Below are 18707 nucleotides of genomic sequence, written 5' to 3'. Positions count from 1 at the left end.
TCAAGGCGGCAAGTCTGAGAATCCTCAGGAGCTTACTTAGGTAAGTGACTGAGGTGAGCGGACGCAGCCAACGCAGAGTCAGTTTGAAGGATAAAGTGTATACACTGGGATAGCTGAATTAGAGATCGGCATCCTTTCATTCTTAACACTTTGGAGTTTTAAAATGTCTCTAAGTACTGAAGCTACCGCTAAAATCGTTTCTGAGTTTGGTCGTGATGCAAACGACACCGGTTCTACCGATGTTCAGGTTGCACTGTTGACTGCACAGATTAACCACCTGCAGGGCCACTTTGCAGAGCACAAAAAAGATCACCACAGCCGTCGTGGTCTGCTGCGCATGGTTTCTCAGCGTCGTAAACTGCTCGACTACCTGAAACGTAAAGATGTTGCACGTTACACCGCGCTGATCGAGCGTCTGGGTCTGCGTCGCTAATTCTTTCGAGTTTCAGAAAGAGGGGGCCTTCATGGCCCCTTTTTTCCAGCAGATGGCAGCAATTCGCTGGAAACTAATGTATTGTTGCTATGAATGATCTTCCGTTGCAGAGGTTCGCGCGGCTAATGAGAGGCTTTACTCATGCTTATGGGTTAGGGTTGTCATTAGTCGCGAGGATGCGCAGAAGATCGGGTATTAACGATGGCGCAAAATGTGCCGTCAAAAAAATAGAGAAAGGATATTATTTTGCTTAATCCGATCGTTCGTAAATTCCAGTACGGTCAGCATACCGTTACGCTGGAAACCGGCATGATGGCGCGTCAGGCGACTGCCGCTGTTATGGTTAGCATGGATGACACCGCGGTATTCGTTACCGTTGTTGGCCAGAAAAAAGCGAAACCAGGCCAGGACTTTTTCCCGCTGACCGTTAACTATCAGGAGCGTACCTACGCTGCTGGCCGTATCCCGGGTAGCTTCTTCCGTCGTGAAGGCCGTCCGAGCGAAGGCGAAACCCTGATCGCGCGTCTGATTGACCGCCCAGTTCGCCCGCTGTTCCCGGAAGGCTTCGTTAACGAAGTTCAGGTTATCGCGACCGTTGTTTCCGTTAACCCGCAGGTTAACCCGGACATCGTGGCAATGATTGGTGCATCTGCTGCGCTGACTCTGTCTGGTATTCCATTCAACGGCCCGATCGGTGCTGCACGTGTTGGTTACATCAATGACCAGTACGTACTGAACCCGACTCAGGACGAACTGAAAGAAAGCAAGCTGGACCTGGTTGTTGCGGGTACTGAAGCAGCCGTACTGATGGTTGAATCCGAAGCAGAACTGCTGAGCGAAGATCAGATGCTGGGTGCTGTTGTGTTCGGTCACGAACAGCAGCAGGTTGTGATTCAGGCTATCAACGAGCTGGCGAAAGAAGCAGGCAAACCGCGTTGGGACTGGCAGCCAGAAGCCGTCAACGAAGCGCTGAACGCACGCGTTGCCGCACTGGCAGAAGCTCGCCTGAGCGATGCTTACCGCATCACCGACAAACAAGAGCGTTATGCTCAGGTTGACGTAATCAAATCTGAAACCATCGCGACTCTGGTGGCTGAAGACGAAACCCTGGACGCTAACGAACTGGGTGAAATTCTGCACGCTATCGAGAAAAACGTTGTTCGTAGCCGCGTACTGGCAGGCGAGCCGCGCATCGATGGCCGTGAAAAAGACATGATCCGTGGTCTGGACGTGCGTACTGGCGTTCTGCCGCGTACCCACGGCTCCGCACTGTTCACCCGTGGCGAAACTCAGGCGCTGGTTACTGCGACCCTGGGCACCACTCGTGATGCGCAGAACCTTGACGAACTGATGGGCGAGCGCACTGACAACTTCCTGTTCCACTACAACTTCCCTCCGTACTGCGTAGGTGAAACCGGTATGGTCGGTTCTCCGAAGCGTCGTGAGATTGGTCACGGCCGTCTGGCGAAACGTGGCGTACTGGCAGTAATGCCGGAACTGGATAAATTCCCGTACACCGTGCGTGTGGTTTCTGAAATCACCGAATCTAACGGTTCTTCTTCCATGGCTTCCGTATGTGGTGCTTCCCTGGCGCTGATGGACGCAGGCGTGCCGATCAAAGCCGCTGTTGCGGGTATCGCGATGGGTCTGGTGAAAGAAGGCGACAACTTTGTTGTTCTGTCTGACATCCTGGGCGACGAAGACCACCTGGGCGATATGGACTTCAAAGTGGCGGGTTCCCGCGACGGTATCTCTGCACTGCAGATGGATATCAAAATTGAAGGTATCACCAAAGAGATCATGCAGGTTGCTCTGAACCAGGCTAAAGGTGCGCGTCTGCACATCCTGGGTGTGATGGAACAAGCGATCAACGCACCGCGTGGCGATATCTCTGAATTTGCTCCGCGTATCCACACCATCAAGATCAGCCCGGACAAGATCAAAGACGTTATCGGTAAAGGCGGTTCTGTTATCCGTGCTCTGACCGAAGAAACCGGCACCACCATTGAAATCGAAGATGATGGTACCGTGAAGATTGCTGCGACCGACGGCGAAAAAGCGAAATATGCTATCCGTCGTATCGAAGAGATCACCGCAGAGATCGAAGTAGGCCGTATCTACAATGGTAAAGTGACCCGTATCGTTGACTTTGGCGCATTCGTTGCCATCGGTGGCGGTAAAGAAGGTCTGGTACACATCTCTCAGATCGCTGATAAGCGCGTTGAGAAAGTGACCGACTACCTGCAGATGGGCCAGGAAGTACCGGTCAAAGTTCTGGAAGTTGATCGCCAGGGCCGTGTACGTCTGAGCATTAAAGAAGCAACTGAGCAGTCTCAGCCTGCAGGCGAACCGGAAGCTCCGGCAAGCCAGGGCGAGTAAGGTTGCCATTGCCCTCCGTGAAAGCGGAGGGCCTTTAACCCGGCAGGATGCCTTGTTAGCAACCGGGGAACCTGGACGTTCATTCAATCGTTGTCTTCGGGAGTGGGAAATGAAGCCTTTTTTGCGCTGGTGTTTCGTTGCGACAGCACTCACGCTGGCTGGATGCAGTAATTCCGCCTGGCGAAAGAGTGAAGTCCTCGCAGTACCATTGCAACCGACTTTGCAGCAGGAAGTGATTCTGGCACGTATGGAACAAATTCTTGCCAGTCGGGCTTTAACCGATGACGAACGCGCACAGCTTTTATATGAGCGCGGAGTGTTGTATGATAGTCTCGGTCTGAGGGCACTGGCGCGAAATGATTTTTCACAAGCGCTGGCAATCCGACCAGATATGCCTGAAGTATTCAATTACTTAGGTATATATTTAACGCAGGCAGGCAATTTTGATGCTGCCTATGAAGCGTTTGATTCTGTACTTGAGCTTGATCCAACTTACAACTACGCGCACTTAAATCGCGGTATCGCATTGTATTACGGCGGTCGCGACAAGTTAGCGCAAGATGATCTGCTAGCGTTTTATCAAGACGATCCCAATGATCCTTTCCGTAGTCTGTGGCTTTATCTTGCCGAGCAGAAGCTCGATGAGAAGCAGGCTAAAGAAGCGTTGAAGCAACGCTTTGAGAAATCGGATAAAGAGCAATGGGGATGGAACATTGTCGAGTTCTACCTGGGCAACATTAGCGAAGCAACGCTGATGGAACGCCTGAAGGCGGACGCAACGGATAACACCTCGCTCGCTGAGCATCTCAGTGAAACCAACTTCTATTTAGGTAAGTACTACCTAAGTCTGGGGGATTTGGACAACGCTACGGCATTGTTCAAACTGGCGGTGGCTAACAACGTTCATAACTTTGTTGAGCACCGATACGCATTGTTGGAATTATCGCTCCTGGGCCAGGACCAAGATGACCTGGCAGAATCGGACCAGCAATAGCTGACGTACACATCAGCCCGTAATCTTTTTTGATTGCCATCACCTTCACGGGTGAGGGCGTTGTTGTTCGTTAATACACCTACTTTGAGCCGGTTCACACTTTTCAATGAAAATTGCAGATCAATTTCATGATGAGTTATGTAGACTGGCCGCCATTAATTTTGAGGCACACGTACTACATGGCTGAATTCGAAACCACTTTTGCAGATCTGGGCCTGAAGGCTCCTATCCTTGAAGCCCTTAACGATCTGGGTTACGAAAAACCATCTCCAATCCAGGCAGAGTGCATTCCGCATCTGCTGGGCGGCCGCGATGTTCTGGGTATGGCCCAGACAGGTAGCGGCAAAACTGCAGCGTTCTCTTTACCGCTGCTCAACAATCTTGATCCTGAGCTGAAGGCACCTCAGATTCTGGTGCTGGCACCGACCCGCGAACTGGCGGTTCAGGTAGCAGAAGCCATGACGGATTTCTCTAAACACATGCGCGGCGTGAATGTGGTTGCCCTGTACGGCGGCCAGCGTTATGACGTGCAATTACGTGCCCTGCGTCAGGGACCACAGATCGTCGTCGGTACGCCGGGCCGTCTGCTGGATCACCTGAAGCGCGGGACTCTGGACCTCTCCAAACTGAGCGGTCTGGTACTGGACGAAGCTGACGAAATGCTGCGTATGGGCTTCATCGAAGACGTTGAAACCATCATGGCGCAGATCCCGGAAGGTCATCAGACCGCTCTGTTCTCTGCAACCATGCCGGAAGCGATTCGTCGTATTACCCGTCGCTTTATGAAAGAGCCGCAGGAAGTACGCATTCAGTCCAGCGTTACCACCCGTCCTGACATCAGCCAGAGCTACTGGACTGTGTGGGGCATGCGTAAAAATGAAGCGCTGGTGCGTTTCCTGGAAGCAGAAGATTTTGATGCGGCGATTATCTTCGTTCGTACCAAAAATGCGACCCTGGAAGTGGCAGAAGCGCTGGAGCGTAGCGGTTATAGCAGCGCTGCACTGAACGGCGACATGAACCAGTCCCTGCGTGAGCAGACTCTGGAACGTCTGAAAGATGGCCGCCTGGATATCCTGATTGCTACCGACGTTGCGGCCCGTGGCCTGGACGTTGAGCGTATCAGCCTGGTTGTTAACTACGACATCCCGATGGATTCCGAGTCTTACGTTCACCGTATCGGCCGTACCGGTCGTGCGGGTCGTGCTGGCCGTGCGCTGCTGTTCGTTGAGAACCGTGAGCGTCGTCTGCTGCGTAACATCGAACGCACCATGAAGCTGACGATTCCGGAAGTAGAACTGCCGAACGCAGAACTGCTGGGCAAACGCCGTCTGGAAAAATTCGCCGCTAAAGTACAGCAGCAGTTGGAAAGCAGCGATCTGGATCAGTACCGTGCTCTGCTGGCGAAAATGCAGCCGGAAGAAGAGCTGGATATCGAAACGCTGGCAGCCGCACTGCTGAAAATGGCTCAGGGCGAACGTCCGCTGATCCTGCCGCCAGATGCACCAATGCGTCCGAAACGCGAATTCCGCGATCGTGATGACCGTGGTCCGCGCGATCGTAACGATCGTGGCCCTCGTGACCGTAATGACCGTGGTGGTGAAGATCGTCCGCGTCGTGAACGTCGTGACGTTGGTGACATGCAGCTGTACCGCATTGAAGTGGGCCGTGATGACGGTGTTGAAGTTCGTCATATCGTTGGCGCGATTGCTAACGAAGGCGATATCAGCAGCCGTTACATCGGTAACATCAAGCTGTTTGCTTCCCACTCCACCATCGAGCTGCCGAAAGGTATGCCGGGCGACGTGCTGCAGCACTTTACCCGTACTCGCATCCTGAACAAGCCGATGAACATGCAGTTGGTTGGCGATGCAGTTCCGCACACCGGTGGTGAGCGTCGTGGCGGTGGCCGTTTCAGCGGTGAGCGTCGTGAAGGCGGTCGCGGTGAAGGTCGTGGCTTTAGCGGTGAGCGTCGTGAAGGCGGTCGTGGCGATGGTCGTCGTTTTAGCGGCGAACGTCGTGAAGGCAACCGTGGTCCGCGTCGTGACGATTCTTCTGCACCGCGTCGTGATGACTCCGCTGGTCGTCGTCGTTTCGGCGGTGACGCATAAGTTTCGCTGCGTAAAGTAATATATACAGCCCCGATCTCAACAATCGGGGCTTTTTTTATTTCATTTGTACTCATGTACTGGTACAGTGCAGCACATTGAGATGTAGTCACAATATAAATGACTGGAGAGATGGCTAAATGGCAACACTAACCACCACCCAAACGTCACCTTCGCTGCTCGGCGGCGTGGTGATTATCGGCGGCACCATTATTGGCGCGGGGATGTTTTCTCTGCCAGTGGTCATGTCCGGGGCGTGGTTTTTCTGGTCAATGGCGGCGCTGATCTTCACCTGGTTCTGTATGCTGCATTCCGGGCTGATGATCCTCGAAGCTAACCTCAATTACCGCATTGGCTCCAGTTTTGACACCATCACGAAAGATCTGCTGGGTAAAGGCTGGAACGTAGTGAACGGCATCTCGATCGCCTTCGTTCTCTATATCCTGACTTACGCCTATATCTCAGCGAGCGGGTCGATTCTGCATCACACCTTCTCCGAGATGTCGCTGAATGTTCCGGCGCGTGCGGCAGGTCTTGGCTTTGCGCTGCTGGTGGCATTTGTGGTGTGGTTAAGCACCAAAGCGGTTAGCCGCATGACGGCGATTGTGCTGGGCGCAAAGGTGATTACCTTTTTCCTGACCTTCGGCAGTCTGCTGGGACATGTTACGCCCACTACGCTGTTTAACGTGGCACAAAGCAATGCTTCGTATACACCGTATCTGCTGATGACGCTGCCGTTTTGCCTGGCCTCATTCGGCTATCACGGTAACGTCCCGAGCCTGATGAAGTACTACGGCAAAGATCCGAAGACCATCGTTAAGTGTCTGGTGTACGGCACGCTGCTGGCGCTGGTGCTGTATACCGTATGGTTGCTGGGAACGATGGGCAACATTCCGCGTCCAGAGTTTATCGGTATTGCGCAACAGGGCGGTAACATTGATGTGCTGGTACAGGCGCTGAGCGGCGTACTAAACAGCCGCAGTCTGGATCTGCTGCTGGTGGTGTTCTCCAACTTTGCGGTGGCGAGTTCATTCCTCGGCGTTACGCTCGGTCTGTTTGACTATCTAGCGGATCTGTTTGGCTTTGATGACTCGGCAATGGGACGTTTCAAAACGGCATTGCTGACGTTTGTCCCGCCAATTATCGGTGGCCTGCTATGGCCGAACGGTTTCCTGTACGCCATTGGCTATGCAGGACTCGCAGCAACCATCTGGGCTGCCATTGTTCCGGCGCTGCTGGCACGTAAATCCCGCGAGCGTTTCGGTAGCCCGAAATTCCGTGTCTGGGGCGGTAAGCCGATGATTGCGCTGATCCTGGTGTTCGGTATCGGCAACGCGGTCATCCATATTCTGTCGAGCGTGGATCTGTTACCGGTCTATCAGTAAAACCGTTGCCCGGTGGCGCTGCGCTTACCGGGCCTATGGTATCGTGTAGGCCGGATAAGGCGTAGCCGCCATCCGGCACAAAGCGCGCTACCCCAACAATTCCTGCTTCACATCCATCGCCAAATCAAACGAATGAAGACGTGCCTGATGATCAAAAATCTGGCCGTTAACCATAATTTCATCGGCCTGGGTTTCACGCAAAATGGCATCAAGACCGTGACGCACTTTTGCCTTATCACCAACCAGCGACATGCTCAGCGCCTGTTGTACGCCGTACTGTTCAGAAGCGGACCACAGCTGATGCATATTCTCTACCGGCGGTGGTAGCTGGCCGGTTTCGCCACGACGCAGTTTCATAAACGCCTGCTGCATCGAGGTGAAAAGAAACTCGGCGTCGCGATTGCTGTCAGCGGCAATGATGTTGATGCACACCATCGCATACGGCTTTGCCAGCCGCGCTGAGGGTTTGAACTGGGTGCGATACAGATGCAGCGCCTGATGCAGCATATCCGGAGCAAAATGCGAGGCGAAGGCAAACGGCAGGCCGAGCTGGGCCGCCAGCTGTGTGCTGTACAGGCTGGAGCCTAATAACCAGACCGGGATCTGTTCGCCGTAGCCGGGAACCGGGCGTACATGGGGGTTAGGATCGCGGGCGTCGAACCAGTCCACCAGTTCAGCGACGTCGCGAGGGAAGTTATCGATATCACCGCTCATATGGCGGCGCAGCGCACGCATCGTTGGCTGATCGCTCCCCGGCGCGCGGCCAAGCCCAAGATCGATGCGTCCCGGATACAGCGTATTCAGGGTACCGAACTGCTCGGCGATCACCAGCGGCGAATGGTTGGGCAGCATCACGCCGCCAGACCCGAGATGCAGCGTGGTGGTATTGGCAGCCAGATAGCCAATCAGCACAGAAGTTGCGGCGCTGGCGATGCCGGTCATGTTGTGATGTTCAGCCAGCCAGTAGCGGTGGTAGCCGCGCTTTTCGGCCAGTCGGGCGAGATCAAGCGAGTGCGTGAAGGCCTCTTTTGCCGAAGAACCTTCAGGGATCGGCGCCAGATCCAGCACCGAGAACGGAATAGTTTTGTCAGTCATAACGGCTCACTTTGTTACCGGTTAATCTTTTAATACTGCATTAAAATTTGATTACCGTTGTTAACAAAGTGAGCTTTATGAGACTGACGGCAAAAACAATGCCCGATGGCGCTGCGCTTATCGGGCCTACGGGATCGCTATTTGTAGGCCGGATAAGGCAATTTGCCGCCATCCGGCTAGGCCTGCAGCTCCAGACCAGCCAGTCGCTTCCAGTAGCCGTTGCAGTCACTGTGGGCGGCAAGCGGTAATGGAGCACTGCCATTTTCATTGGCACGGAAGGCGTCAAGCATGGCGAATGTCTCTGTCCCCAGCGGGGAAAGGCGCACAATATCAACCAGCCCCTGCATGGATGTCAGCTCGTTACCGAGGTTGTAGACATAGCCGCTCATGGTCTGGATCCCGTTGAGCACAAAGACCTGCTGATTCTCCTGCGACAGCACATCGCGTCCGTTCGGGTATTTGATGCAGCAGGTTTCACATTCGTCTTTTGGACGATCTTCGGAACGCGCGGTAAAGCAGCGGGCAGAGTAGGCCAGCGGTAAATGCCCATAACTCAGCACTTCGGTTTCAAACTGGTCGCGAATACCCAGTTCGTCGCACTGGTTGAGCAGGTTCACCAGCCAGTCGCGCGACAGCTCAACCGGCATACACCAGCGCACCATGCCCTGCTTGAGCAGAATACGCAGCGTGACGGCGTTGTAGCAGTTGAGCGCGTGCCCGGCGACAAACGGCAGCTTACGCTCGGCGCACATATTCACCACGCCGAGATCGCTGGCTTCCAACAGGAAGTCGCCGTTTTCGACATAGCGCTTCAGCTCTCCCAGTTCAGAGGAAGCCTGCACCAGCGCCAGCGTCGACAGCACCACCTGCTTACCGCTACCGGCGAGAGACTTCGCCATATCCAACCAGTCGCCCACTTTGGTCGCACGGCGTTTGCTGCATACTGCTTCGCCAAGATAGATAACGTCAGCATGACTGGCGGCGGCCTGCTGGTAAAAATCTTCCAGCGTTTCTTTCGACCAGTAGTAGAGCACGGGTCCTAATGAATATTTCATTGCTTTTCTCACTGCCATTTACGGTGATACGCGCCAAGCGTGGTCTGCGTGCCTTCGGACATTGAACCGAGCGTTTCCATCCACGCGGCCTGCGGGACGTAGTTTTGCGGGTCGGCCATACAGCGGTCGATTGCCTGACGCCACACTTTCGCCACCTGGCTAACGTAAGCCGGGCTGCGCTGGCGACCTTCGATTTTCACCGAGGCAATATTGGCAGCCAGCAGTTCCGGCAGCAGTTCGAGCGTGTTGAGGCTGGTGGGTTCTTCCAGCGCATGGTAGCGCTCGCCATCCACCAGGTAGCGCCCTTTACACAGCGTTGGATACCCGGCGTTTTCGCCATCCTGGTAGCGATCAATCAGCACTTCGTTCAGGCGAGATTCCAGACCCTGTGGGGTCTGCTGCCAGCGCACAAAACGGGCAGGGGAGCAGGCACCGACGGTATTAGGAGATTCGCCCGTCAGGTAAGACGAAAGATAGCAACGGCCTTCCGCCATAATGCACAAGCTGCCAAAGGCGAACACTTCCAGGGGAACTGGTGTGACGCGAGCAAGCTGCTTCACCTGATGAATAGACAGCACGCGCGGCAGAACCACGCGGGCGACGTCAAAGTTGCGATGGTAGAAATTAATCGCCTCTTCATTGGTTGCAGATGCCTGAACAGAGACATGGCGCTCAATATGCGGGTAGCGCTCTGCGGCATACTCAAGCATGGCGAGGTCGGCGAGGATCAGCGCGTCTGCACCCAGTTGCGCTGCCATATCAACGGCACGCTGCCAGCGTGCGTAACCATCCGGGTGCGCAAAGGTGTTAATCGCAATGTGCAGCTTACGGCGATGTTGATGAACGAAACTCACCGCTTCCTGCAATTTTTTCTCGGTAAAATTAAGGCCGGCGAAATGACGGGCGTTGGTATCATCTTTCAGCCCGATGTAGACAGCATCAGCGCCGTTCTCGATGGCCGCCTTAAGCGCCGGGAGGTTTCCGGCAGGGCAGAGCAGCTCCATAATTTATCCTGAACGTTGCGCCATGTAGGGCGCAGAAATGTTAACGAAGAGGGATTTTAGTTAACCTTGCTGAGACAATTTTTGATTTGAGGCAGTTAAAGTCGTATTGGTGACACCAATAAAGAGGTAACAATTTCGTAGCGAATTGTTGATTTATGCCGCTATGTCGTTTATTTGATATGGCAAAATAGCAGGACTATTGAAACAGGGAGTAAAGCTCGTGTTGGATAAACTGCGTTCACGCTTAGTACATTTAGGTCCTTCTCTGATGAGTGTACCGGTTAAACTGACGCCCTTTGCGCTGAAGCGCCAGGTTCTGGAGCAGGTCCTGAGCTGGCAGTTTAGTCAGGCGCTGGCCGATGGGGAGCTGGAGTTTCTCGAAGGTCGCTGGCTGAGCATTCATGTGCGTGACATTGACCTCAAATGGTATACCTCTGTTGAAAACGATAAACTTATCGTCAGCCAGAATGCAGATGCGGATGTGAGTTTTAGCGCCGATGCCAGCGATCTCCTGATGATCGTGGCCCGCAAGCAGGATCCGGATACGCTTTTCTTCCAGCGTCGCCTGGTGATTGAAGGTGATACAGAATTAGGGCTATACGTAAAAAATCTGATGGATGCCATCGAACTGGAGCAGATGCCTAAAGCGTTGCGCGTCATGCTGATGCAGTTGGCGGATTTTGTTGAGGCGGGGATGAAAACGTCGCCAGAAACCAAACAGACCTCGGTAGGTGAGCCATGCTGATTCGAGTTGAGATTCCCATTGATGCCCCTGGTATTGATGCGTTGCTGCGCCGTTCATTTGAGAGCGATGCGGAAGCAAAATTAGTCCACGACCTGCGTGAAGATGGTTTCTTAACGTTGGGTTTGGTTGCTACCGATGATGAAGGTCAGGTAGTGGGTTACGTCGCGTTCAGCCCTGTCGATGTTCAGGGTGAAGATCTGCAATGGGTCGGCATGGCGCCGCTTGCGGTGGATGAAAACTACCGGGGGCAGGGCCTGGCGCGTCAACTGGTCTATGAAGGACTCGATTCCCTGAACGAGTTTGGCTACGCCGCGGTGGTTACGCTGGGCGATCCGGCACTGTATAGCCGCTTTGGCTTTGAGCTGGCGGCGCATCATGACCTGCGTTGCCGCTGGCCGGGCACCGAAAGCGCGTTCCAGGTTCATCGCCTGGCGGACGATGCGCTGGAGGGCGTGACGGGCCTGGTGGAATACCACGACCACTTCAATCGTTTTTAACATCCGGGGCTTGCAGGCTGCTCAGTAGAGCCTCAAGCCCTTCGCCTTCTACAAGGCGCTCTTTCTGACGCTTTGTGAGCTGTTTGACGCGATACTCTATGCGCAGGGCCAGCGAACGGTCGCCAATCTGCGCCGCAAATGCCAACGTGAGTTCCCCCTTTCCACGTAGCGCCTTCGCGCCTTTCCCACTTTGATGCTGCTTATAGCGGCGCTGCACATCGGTGGTTATTCCGGTGTATAAGGCGTTGTCAGCGGTACGGATCAGGTACAGATACCAGGGTGTCATTGTCACCATCGACATGATAATTTTCAGGCCTACAGTATAAAAGAGAACAGAAATGGAAACACTGACTGCAGTGTCTCGCTGGCTGGCAAAACAGCACGTCGTGACCTGGTGCGTACACCACGAAGGTGAATTGTGGTGCGCCAATGCGTTTTACCTGTTTGATGCGCAGAAGATGGCATTCTATGTGCTGACCGAAGATAAAACGCGCCATGCGCAGATGTCGGGACCGTGTGCACCGATTGCCGGCACGGTAAATGGTCAGCCCAAAACGGTCGCCCTGATTCGTGGCGTGCAGTTTAAGGGGGAGATTCGCCGTCTTGAAGGGCAGGAGAGTGAAGCCGCGCGTAACGCCTACAACCGCCGTTTCCCCGTCGCCAGAATGTTGCCAGCGCCCGTGTGGGAGATTCGACTGGATGAAGTCAAATTCACGGACAACACGCTGGGCTTCGGTAAAAAGATGCACTGGCTACGTGATCTATAGTTAAAAGAGTGATTGAAGCGTCAGGGGAAAATAAACGATGAGTCAGGTGTTAATAACCGGTGCAACGGGTCTTGTGGGTGGACATTTATTGCGGATGCTACTGAATGAACCCCGGATCAATGCCATTACGGCGCCGACGCGTCGACCGCTGGCTGATACGGTTGGCATCTATAATCCCCACGATCCGCAGCTAACCGATGCTCTGGCGCAGGTTACCGATCCGGTCGATATTGTCTTTTGTTGTCTGGGAACGACCCGACGTGAAGCGGGCAGCAAAGAAGCATTTATCCACGCTGACTATACGCTGGTAGTGGATACAGCTCTGACGGGGCGTCGGCTGGGGGCACAGCATATGCTGGTGGTGAGTTCGATGGGCGCTAATGCCAATTCACCGTTTTTTTATAACCGGGTGAAAGGTGAAATGGAGCAGGCGCTGATCGCGCAGAATTGGCCTCGGCTGACCATTGCCCGGCCTTCAATGCTACTGGGTGATAGGGACAAACAGCGGGCGAATGAGATGTTTTTAGCGCCGTTGTTCAGGCTGCTGCCGGGTAACTGGAAGTCGATTGAAGCGCGCGATGTTGCACGGGCAATGTTGGCAGAAGCGCTGGCGCCTGGGCATGAAGGGGTTTCGATCCTGACCTCTTCCGAGTTACGCGAAAGGGCTAAATAAAATGCCGGATGGCGCTGACGCTTATCCGACCTACAAACGATAACGTCCTGTAGGCCGGATGAGACGCTCAGGCGTCGCTATCCGGCATCAGTATTACTTAATAAACGTAAAGGCCGTCGTGACGCGTTTCACGCCGCTTACCCGGCTGGCGATGTCTGCCGCCGCCTTCGCTTCGCGTTCGGTCACCAGACCTAACAGGAACACTTCTCCATTCTCGGTCGTGACTTTCACGTTAGAGGATTTCACCTGATCGCTGGTCAGTAACTGGGAACGTACTTTGGTGGTTATCCAGGTATCGTTGGACGCATCGCCCAGACCGATTGGCTGGCCCTGACGGATCTCATTAAAGACCTCAGTCGTACCTTCTACGCCCATCGCAATCTGTTTTGCTCGTGCAGACAGTTCGCTATTTGGCGACTGACCGACCAGCAGCACTTTACCCTGATATGCGCTCACGTTGATTCGCGCTTCTTTCTTGATCTGGGCATCTTTCGACAACGCCGTATTGACGCGTAATTCCAGGGTTCCATCATCTACCTGGGTGCCGACGCTGCGAGGATCCGTCGCGGCTTTGGTGCCGACAGCAGCAGTTCCGACAACGGCAGCAGCGACACAGCCTTGCAGCAGCAGTGCAGCGATAATCACAGCAAGCGGCGAAAATGCCTTCATGTGTACTCCTTAATCATCCTGGTGAGGGAAAAGCGTGTTATCGATGAGATCGCAAAGGCAGTTGACCGTCAGCATGTGCATTTCCTGAACGCGGGCGCTGTGGTGTGAGGGGATACGGATTTCAACATCCTGCGGCCCCAGTAATCCGGCCAGTTCCCCTCCGTCATACCCGGTCAGCGCGACGATTGTCATGTCGCGTGTCACTGCGGCTTCAACGGCTTTTACGATATCGCGGCTATTACCACGCGTAGAGATTGCCAGCAGAACATCTCCTGCATGTCCCAGCGCACGGACTTGTTTTGCATAAACTTCGTCGTGCAGGCGATCGTTGGCAATCGCAGTTAAGACCACATTATCAGTGTTTAGTGCAATCGCAGGTAAACTTGGGCGTTCTGTTTCAAAACGATTGATCATGCTGGCAGCAAAATGCTGTGCGTTGGCAGCGGACGTCCCATTACCACAACAGAGAATTTTGTTGCCATTGAGCAGGGACTGAACCAGCGTCATGGCGGCACGGGAGATCGCATCCGGAAGTGCTTCAGCCGCAGCTATCTGAGTTTGAATGCTTTCTGTAAAGCAGACTTTAATTCTATCTAACACGCTAATCCTTAAGAACCAGGCTCTGAATCTTCAACTATGAGCGGTCGTTGAACGCGTCCTTAAACCACTCAACATCATTTCCGGTGAAGGCTAACACATCGAACCGGCAATCCACAGTATCAAAACTCCCATTGTGGCGCGCAAGCCACAAGCGGGCGGTCTGTAATAATTTGTGTTGTTTGCTCCGGGTCACACTCGCCGCTGCGCCGCCAAACTGGGCCGAGCGCCGATAGCGGACTTCAACAAAGACGGTGGTGCTGCCTTCACGCATTATCAGGTCGATTTCGCCGCCACGTTCACGCACGTTGGCGGCGATAAAATGCAGTCCCTTGCTTTGCAGCCAGTCACGCGCGGTGGATTCCCACGCGTCACCGGTCTGTTTACTCGTTAACTGGCGGGGACGACTTGTCCTTGCTGGTATTTGAGCCATGATAACTTCCTGTTAATCACACAATCCGGCGTTGCGGTTAAGGCCCCGGTGTTGCCGTTAATTTCGAAACCCTGTACCTGACGCATTTGCGAGAAGTGGTTGGCAAGTGACCAGGCATCGACGCCCATCGCATACATACGTGCCAGTGAGTAGTCGTTACGAACCGCGCCAAGCGCCTGCTGCATGAGAGGAGCGTTAGCACCTGCAAGCATCGGTATTTCGCTGTACTGCAAGCCTTCCATCTCCAGACGGAAATCCGGGCCAGCAGTTCCCTGCGCGCTACGGGAGCTGGCGTACAGCGTCGCTCCGCTCTGGCTGCCGTTACGCATAGCGATCATCGGCTTAATAAAGGCAATTTCTTCCGGCGTCGCCAGAATATACACGGCATCAACACGGCCGCTGCCGCCGGTGATCTGCGCATCGGTGGGCGCAGCCGGAATCGTCAGGCCGCCAATCGTCACGCCAGGTTGCGCAGGTACAGAGGAGGCTACCGGGCTGCCCGTCAGGGAAATTCCCGAGCCGCCGTTTACGCCCATTTTCAGCTCGACGGTGGAGCCAAACTTCTGCTGCAACACTACGCCGCCGCCCAGCTTTTGCCATTCCTGTGCAAAGGCGTTGGCAACGCGATCGCCTAATGAACTCCGAGGGATCAACAACAGCGGCGTCTGTTTTCCTTGATCGCGGATGTGACGCGCGGCGTCGCGCGCTTCATCTTCTGGCGACAAAGCGAAGTAGCAGACGTTCGGCAGGTTTTTCACCGACTCCGGCTGATTAAGTGCCAGCACGTTTAATGGCGTATTGCTTTTCATCAGCTCTTCAACATTGTTCTTCAGCAGTGGGCCAACCACGATGCTGGCGCCATCCTGTTGAACCTGAGTCAGAATTTGGTTCAGAGGCTGTGATGAAGTGTCGTAGATTTTCAGCTCTGCTGATGGATTCGCCGGTGCGCTGGCGGTTGTTGGCTGAGCGGGTGCTGCGGGCTGCGCAGCAGGTGTTTCTGGCTGTGCTGGCGTCTCGTTGGTCAGATCGCTTACTGACGCCTGAGAAGGGCTGGCAACGCCGTCAGTCGTTTGCGGCTGTTCTGTGGTCGTCGCAGATGTTGTATCCACCGCAGGCGCAGCTACAGCAGGGGCCGCTACGGGTTCAGTACCCATATTTTTTGCCGCTTCAAAGCCTTGCTGAATAGTCCGGCCAAATACAGCGGCCTGACCGTTCAGCGGCAGCAGCAGCGCAATTTTGCTGGTGGAGGCGGGCTTAAAGCTCTGGACGTTAACCAACTGCGTTGGCAGTATTTTTGCGCCCGGGTTTTGCGGATAACGTTTCTGCCAGTCCGCAATACCGGCTTTCATCATGTCTGGATCGTTACGGTTATCGAACCAGACGCGCTGGAGATCCAACCAGCCTTGCAGCACGTTTTCATCCGCATTGATGACCAGTGCCTGTGCTTGCTCCTGGGTCATGGATGACAGCGCCTGCCAGGTGGCATCGATGTTTTTCTGCTTAGCATTCGCGGACAGCAGCGGTTCCTGAGCGATCAGGGCGCGCAGTAGTGTCAACGATGGGCGACCCTGGTTGACGTCGATTTGCGCCTGCCAGTATCTGGCCTGCTGGTTTTGATCGAAATCGGCAGGAGTGAGTTTATCCAGCAGGGCCTGAGCGCCAGCGATATCTTTCTGTGCGAGCTTGATCTCGACGGCCAGCAGAGACTGCTCACGACGCTGAGTGTCGTTTAGTTTCTGCGGCAGCTGGTTGAACAGCTCGCTAGCCTGCTGGCTCTTGCCTTCTTTCAGCAGTGCACGAATGGCGAGTAATTGCCAGTTGGTCTTGCTATCATCTGAGCTTTGCTGCATTTGTTGCAGATAAAAGCCGGAATCAGCCTGTGCAGTGCCCTGCATATGGGCTGCACTCTGGTCTGGCGCCTGGGTGCCACAGCCTGCGAAAATCAGTGCTGCCAGAATGACTGGTAGCGCGCGCGCGGCTTTCAAACGAGAAAATGTTGAGGGTACCATACTGTATCCAGTGATATTTTTTTACTCAATGCTCAATATTAAATCGGCAATACGGACGACACAATGAAACAACACGAATCGGCGGATAATTCTCAAGGCCAACTCTTTATTGTACCTACTCCTATAGGAAATTTGGCTGATATTACCCAACGAGCGCTCGAAGTTTTACAAGCCGTTGATTTGATTGCCGCTGAAGACACTCGTCATACAGGATTATTGTTACAACATTTCGCGATTAACGCCCGTTTGTTCGCGTTACACGATCACAATGAGCAACAAAAAGCGGAAACGCTGGTGGCGAAACTCAAAGAAGGGCAAAACATTGCGCTGGTTTCCGATGCCGGAACGCCGCTGATTAACGATCCTGGCTACCATCTGGTGCGCACCTGTCGCGAAGCGGGGATCCGCGTTGTTCCTCTGCCGGGCCCTTGCGCGGCGATTGCTGCCCTGAGCGCTGCTGGTTTGCCTTCAGACCGCTTTTGCTATGAAGGTTTTCTGCCTGCCAAATCGAAAGGGCGTCGTGATGCGATGAAAGCCATTGAGGCAGAGCCGCGTACGCTTATTTTTTATGAATCTACCCACCGCTTGCTGGATAGCCTGGAAGACATGGTTGCCGTCTGGGGCGAATCCCGTTACGTGGTGCTGGCGCGCGAGCTGACCAAAACCTGGGAAACCATTCACGGCGCACCGGTCGGCGAACTGCTTGCGTGGGTCAAGGAAGATGAAAACCGTCGTAAAGGTGAAATGGTGCTGATTGTCGAAGGGCATAAAGCGCAGGAAGACGATCTCCCTGCCGATGCGCTGCGTACGTTGGCTTTATTACAGGCAGAACTGCCGCTGAAAAAGGCCGCCGCGCTGGCCGCTGAAATCCACGGCGTGAAAAAGAATGCGCTGTATAAGCACGCACTGGAACAACAGGGAGAGTAAGCCCGATTGTTGATGGCCAAACCGACAAGGGTATGGCCATAAGCTAACACAGAGCTTAAGACTGAGCGGCAGTTTCACTGATTAATAAGCGGTTTGCTGACCCGCATACAGTGATTTTACTTCGCACGACTTCTTTCATCGCATCCATACCGACCCGCATGTAATAGCGAGGATCGTTGCCCTGCGGATTTTCCGCAAACCACGCTTTGACCGCATCGGCAAAAGCGATTTTCAGTTCAGTAGCGACGTTAACTTTGCACACGCCAAGCTCGATCGTGCGGCGGACGTATTCGTCAGGAACATCGCTTGCGCCATGTAGTACCAGCGGAATATCCACCACTTCACGAATTTCACCCAGCCGTTGGAAATCGATTTTGGGCGTTTTGGTATATAAACCGTGTGCTGTGCCGATGGCAACAGCAAGGCTATCTACGCCAGTACGCTCAACAAACCGTTTAGCTTCTTGGGGATCGGTGAGGAAGGCGCTTTCTGCATCCACGCTCATATCATCTTCTACGCCACCGAGGCGACCCAGCTCAGCTTCCACGCTGCAATCTTTGGCATGGCAAAAATCCACAACGGATTTCACCAGCTTCACGTTTTCTTCAAATGGAAAGTGGCTGCCGTCAATCATTGCGCTGCGCACTCCTGCATTCACTTTACGACGGATATCGTCCAGCGACTCATGGTGATCGAGGTGCAGCGCCAGCGGTATACCGTAGCTGGTGGAATAAGCGCTGCACAGCGCGTAGATCTCTTCCAGCGCGATATGCTTAAAGGTGCCTGGTGTTCCGGCAAGGATCACTGGCGATTGCATTTCATAGCACACCTCAAGGATCGCCTGGATCGTCTCGGCGTTATGAATGTTAAAGGCGGGTACGGCATAGCCCTTTTTTTGGGCATCCAGCAGGAGGTATTTCGTGGAAATAATGCTCATAAA

General features: G+C 54.1%; 20 protein-coding genes. 11 read left to right on the top strand and 9 right to left on the bottom strand.

Going from position 1 to position 18707, the window contains the following annotated elements:
- Positions 1 to 163 precede the first annotated feature (163 nt).
- From rpsO to mtr, 6 genes are all read left to right on the top strand, one after another.
- Positions 164 to 433 (top strand): 30S ribosomal protein S15, encoded by a 270-nt coding sequence (gene rpsO / locus G4551_RS21085; protein ID WP_000059465.1) that lies wholly within the window; start codon positions 164 to 166, stop codon positions 431 to 433.
- Positions 434 to 679: 246 nt separating this feature from the next.
- Positions 680 to 2812, top strand: coding sequence for a polyribonucleotide nucleotidyltransferase (pnp, locus tag G4551_RS21080; protein WP_003024984.1), 2133 nt, complete (start codon positions 680 to 682; stop codon positions 2810 to 2812).
- 109 nt (positions 2813 to 2921) lie between these two features.
- The gene (nlpI, locus tag G4551_RS21075) at positions 2922 to 3806 is read left to right on the top strand and encodes a lipoprotein NlpI (RefSeq protein ID WP_003024982.1); all 885 of its coding nucleotides are present in this window, start codon (positions 2922 to 2924) and stop codon (positions 3804 to 3806) included.
- A 106-nt stretch (positions 3807 to 3912) separates the two neighbouring features.
- A complete protein-coding gene (yrbN, locus tag G4551_RS21070) occupies positions 3913 to 3993 on the top strand; it encodes a protein YrbN (protein WP_010723222.1) in 81 nt (26 codons plus the stop codon).
- Positions 3986 to 5914 (top strand): DEAD/DEAH family ATP-dependent RNA helicase, encoded by a 1929-nt coding sequence (locus G4551_RS21065; RefSeq protein ID WP_003839970.1) that lies wholly within the window; start codon positions 3986 to 3988, stop codon positions 5912 to 5914. The genes yrbN and G4551_RS21065 overlap by 8 nt, the downstream gene beginning before the upstream one ends.
- A 137-nt stretch (positions 5915 to 6051) precedes the next feature.
- Positions 6052 to 7296 (top strand): tryptophan permease, encoded by a 1245-nt coding sequence (gene mtr, locus G4551_RS21060; RefSeq protein ID WP_003839973.1) that lies wholly within the window; start codon positions 6052 to 6054, stop codon positions 7294 to 7296.
- A gap of 87 nt (positions 7297 to 7383) precedes the next feature.
- On the opposite strand, the gene G4551_RS21055 is transcribed toward mtr, so the two are convergent.
- From G4551_RS21055 to ubiU, 3 genes are all read right to left on the bottom strand, one after another.
- Positions 7384 to 8391 carry a luciferase-like monooxygenase gene (locus G4551_RS21055; RefSeq protein WP_003839976.1) on the bottom strand — a complete coding sequence of 336 codons (1008 nt, stop codon included), beginning with the start codon at positions 8389 to 8391 and terminating at the stop codon, positions 7384 to 7386.
- A 176-nt stretch (positions 8392 to 8567) separates the two neighbouring features.
- Positions 8568 to 9446, bottom strand: a complete 879-nt coding sequence (locus G4551_RS21050; protein ID WP_003839978.1) for a U32 family peptidase — start codon at positions 9444 to 9446, stop codon at positions 8568 to 8570.
- Positions 9447 to 9454: 8 nt separating this feature from the next.
- On the bottom strand, positions 9455 to 10450 hold the full coding sequence (ubiU, locus tag G4551_RS21045) for a ubiquinone anaerobic biosynthesis protein UbiU (RefSeq protein WP_003839981.1): 996 nt from the start codon (positions 10448 to 10450) through the stop codon (positions 9455 to 9457).
- 220 nt (positions 10451 to 10670) lie between these two features.
- Between ubiU and ubiT the strand changes: the two genes are divergently transcribed.
- Positions 10671 to 11195, top strand: a complete 525-nt coding sequence (ubiT, locus tag G4551_RS21040; protein ID WP_003024968.1) for a ubiquinone anaerobic biosynthesis accessory factor UbiT — start codon at positions 10671 to 10673, stop codon at positions 11193 to 11195.
- Positions 11189 to 11692 carry a GNAT family N-acetyltransferase gene (locus G4551_RS21035; RefSeq protein WP_003024966.1) on the top strand — a complete coding sequence of 168 codons (504 nt, stop codon included), beginning with the start codon at positions 11189 to 11191 and terminating at the stop codon, positions 11690 to 11692. The genes ubiT and G4551_RS21035 overlap by 7 nt, the downstream gene beginning before the upstream one ends.
- On the opposite strand, the gene G4551_RS21030 is transcribed toward G4551_RS21035, so the two are convergent.
- Positions 11679 to 11993 (bottom strand): GIY-YIG nuclease family protein, encoded by a 315-nt coding sequence (locus G4551_RS21030; RefSeq protein ID WP_085951587.1) that lies wholly within the window; start codon positions 11991 to 11993, stop codon positions 11679 to 11681. The genes G4551_RS21035 and G4551_RS21030 overlap by 14 nt on opposite strands.
- 37 nt (positions 11994 to 12030) lie before the next feature.
- Between G4551_RS21030 and G4551_RS21025 the strand changes: the two genes are divergently transcribed.
- Positions 12031 to 12459 (top strand): YhbP family protein, encoded by a 429-nt coding sequence (locus G4551_RS21025; RefSeq protein ID WP_003839984.1) that lies wholly within the window; start codon positions 12031 to 12033, stop codon positions 12457 to 12459.
- A gap of 37 nt (positions 12460 to 12496) precedes the next feature.
- Entirely contained in the window at positions 12497 to 13132 is a 636-nt protein-coding gene (locus G4551_RS21020) for an NAD(P)H-binding protein (RefSeq protein ID WP_003024957.1), read from the top strand.
- Between the two features lie 93 nt (positions 13133 to 13225).
- Here the strand turns inward: G4551_RS21020 and dolP are convergent, their stop codons facing one another.
- From dolP to G4551_RS21000, 4 genes are read right to left on the bottom strand one after another with little or no spacing between them, the layout of a single operon-like run.
- Entirely contained in the window at positions 13226 to 13801 is a 576-nt protein-coding gene (dolP, locus tag G4551_RS21015) for a division/outer membrane stress-associated lipid-binding lipoprotein (RefSeq protein ID WP_003024954.1), read from the bottom strand.
- Positions 13802 to 13810: 9 nt separating this feature from the next.
- Positions 13811 to 14401, bottom strand: coding sequence for a DnaA initiator-associating protein DiaA (diaA, locus tag G4551_RS21010; protein ID WP_003024948.1), 591 nt, complete (start codon positions 14399 to 14401; stop codon positions 13811 to 13813).
- Between the two features lie 34 nt (positions 14402 to 14435).
- Positions 14436 to 14831 carry a YraN family protein gene (locus G4551_RS21005; RefSeq protein ID WP_003024946.1) on the bottom strand — a complete coding sequence of 132 codons (396 nt, stop codon included), beginning with the start codon at positions 14829 to 14831 and terminating at the stop codon, positions 14436 to 14438.
- The gene (locus G4551_RS21000) at positions 14789 to 16840 is read right to left on the bottom strand and encodes a penicillin-binding protein activator (RefSeq protein WP_003839987.1); all 2052 of its coding nucleotides are present in this window, start codon (positions 16838 to 16840) and stop codon (positions 14789 to 14791) included. Before G4551_RS21000 ends, G4551_RS21005 begins: the two co-directional genes overlap by 43 nt.
- A gap of 63 nt (positions 16841 to 16903) precedes the next feature.
- Here G4551_RS21000 and rsmI point away from each other — a divergent pair, with 63 nt between their 5' ends.
- Entirely contained in the window at positions 16904 to 17767 is an 864-nt protein-coding gene (gene rsmI / locus G4551_RS20995) for a 16S rRNA (cytidine(1402)-2'-O)-methyltransferase (RefSeq protein ID WP_003024942.1), read from the top strand.
- Positions 17768 to 17822: 55 nt separating this feature from the next.
- Here the strand turns inward: rsmI and kbaY are convergent, their stop codons facing one another.
- Entirely contained in the window at positions 17823 to 18704 is an 882-nt protein-coding gene (gene kbaY / locus G4551_RS20990; protein ID WP_003839989.1) for a tagatose-bisphosphate aldolase subunit KbaY, read from the bottom strand.
- Between the last annotated feature and the right edge of the window lie 3 nt (positions 18705 to 18707).

The sequence above is a fragment of the Citrobacter freundii ATCC 8090 = MTCC 1658 = NBRC 12681 genome (assembly GCF_011064845.1).
In the GTDB taxonomy this organism is placed as follows: domain Bacteria; phylum Pseudomonadota; class Gammaproteobacteria; order Enterobacterales; family Enterobacteriaceae; genus Citrobacter; species Citrobacter freundii.
The sequence above is the reverse complement of the archived record's forward strand: the minus strand, read 5'-3'. Positions and strand labels throughout refer to the sequence as shown.

Bases quoted from the DNA above. Each gene is read 5' to 3' on its own strand.
- rpsO (WP_000059465.1), top strand. From the start codon at position 164: ATGTCTCTAAGTACTGAAGCTACCGCTAAAATCGTTTCTGAGTTTGGT.
- nlpI (WP_003024982.1), top strand. From the start codon at position 2,922: ATGAAGCCTTTTTTGCGCTGGTGTTTCGTTGCGACAGCACTCACGCTG.
- yrbN (WP_010723222.1), top strand. From the start codon at position 3,913: ATGAAAATTGCAGATCAATTTCATGATGAGTTATGTAGACTGGCCGCC.
- G4551_RS21065 (WP_003839970.1), top strand. From the start codon at position 3,986: ATGGCTGAATTCGAAACCACTTTTGCAGATCTGGGCCTGAAGGCTCCT.
- mtr (WP_003839973.1), top strand. From the start codon at position 6,052: ATGGCAACACTAACCACCACCCAAACGTCACCTTCGCTGCTCGGCGGC.
- G4551_RS21055 (WP_003839976.1), bottom strand. From the start codon at position 8,391: ATGACTGACAAAACTATTCCGTTCTCGGTGCTGGATCTGGCGCCGATC.
- G4551_RS21050 (WP_003839978.1), bottom strand. From the start codon at position 9,446: ATGAAATATTCATTAGGACCCGTGCTCTACTACTGGTCGAAAGAAACG.
- ubiU (WP_003839981.1), bottom strand. From the start codon at position 10,450: ATGGAGCTGCTCTGCCCTGCCGGAAACCTCCCGGCGCTTAAGGCGGCC.
- G4551_RS21035 (WP_003024966.1), top strand. From the start codon at position 11,189: ATGCTGATTCGAGTTGAGATTCCCATTGATGCCCCTGGTATTGATGCG.
- G4551_RS21030 (WP_085951587.1), bottom strand. From the start codon at position 11,993: ATGTCGATGGTGACAATGACACCCTGGTATCTGTACCTGATCCGTACC.
- G4551_RS21025 (WP_003839984.1), top strand. From the start codon at position 12,031: ATGGAAACACTGACTGCAGTGTCTCGCTGGCTGGCAAAACAGCACGTC.
- G4551_RS21020 (WP_003024957.1), top strand. From the start codon at position 12,497: ATGAGTCAGGTGTTAATAACCGGTGCAACGGGTCTTGTGGGTGGACAT.
- dolP (WP_003024954.1), bottom strand. From the start codon at position 13,801: ATGAAGGCATTTTCGCCGCTTGCTGTGATTATCGCTGCACTGCTGCTG.
- G4551_RS21005 (WP_003024946.1), bottom strand. From the start codon at position 14,831: ATGGCTCAAATACCAGCAAGGACAAGTCGTCCCCGCCAGTTAACGAGT.
- G4551_RS21000 (WP_003839987.1), bottom strand. From the start codon at position 16,840: ATGGTACCCTCAACATTTTCTCGTTTGAAAGCCGCGCGCGCGCTACCA.
- rsmI (WP_003024942.1), top strand. From the start codon at position 16,904: ATGAAACAACACGAATCGGCGGATAATTCTCAAGGCCAACTCTTTATT.
- kbaY (WP_003839989.1), bottom strand. From the start codon at position 18,704: ATGAGCATTATTTCCACGAAATACCTCCTGCTGGATGCCCAAAAAAAG.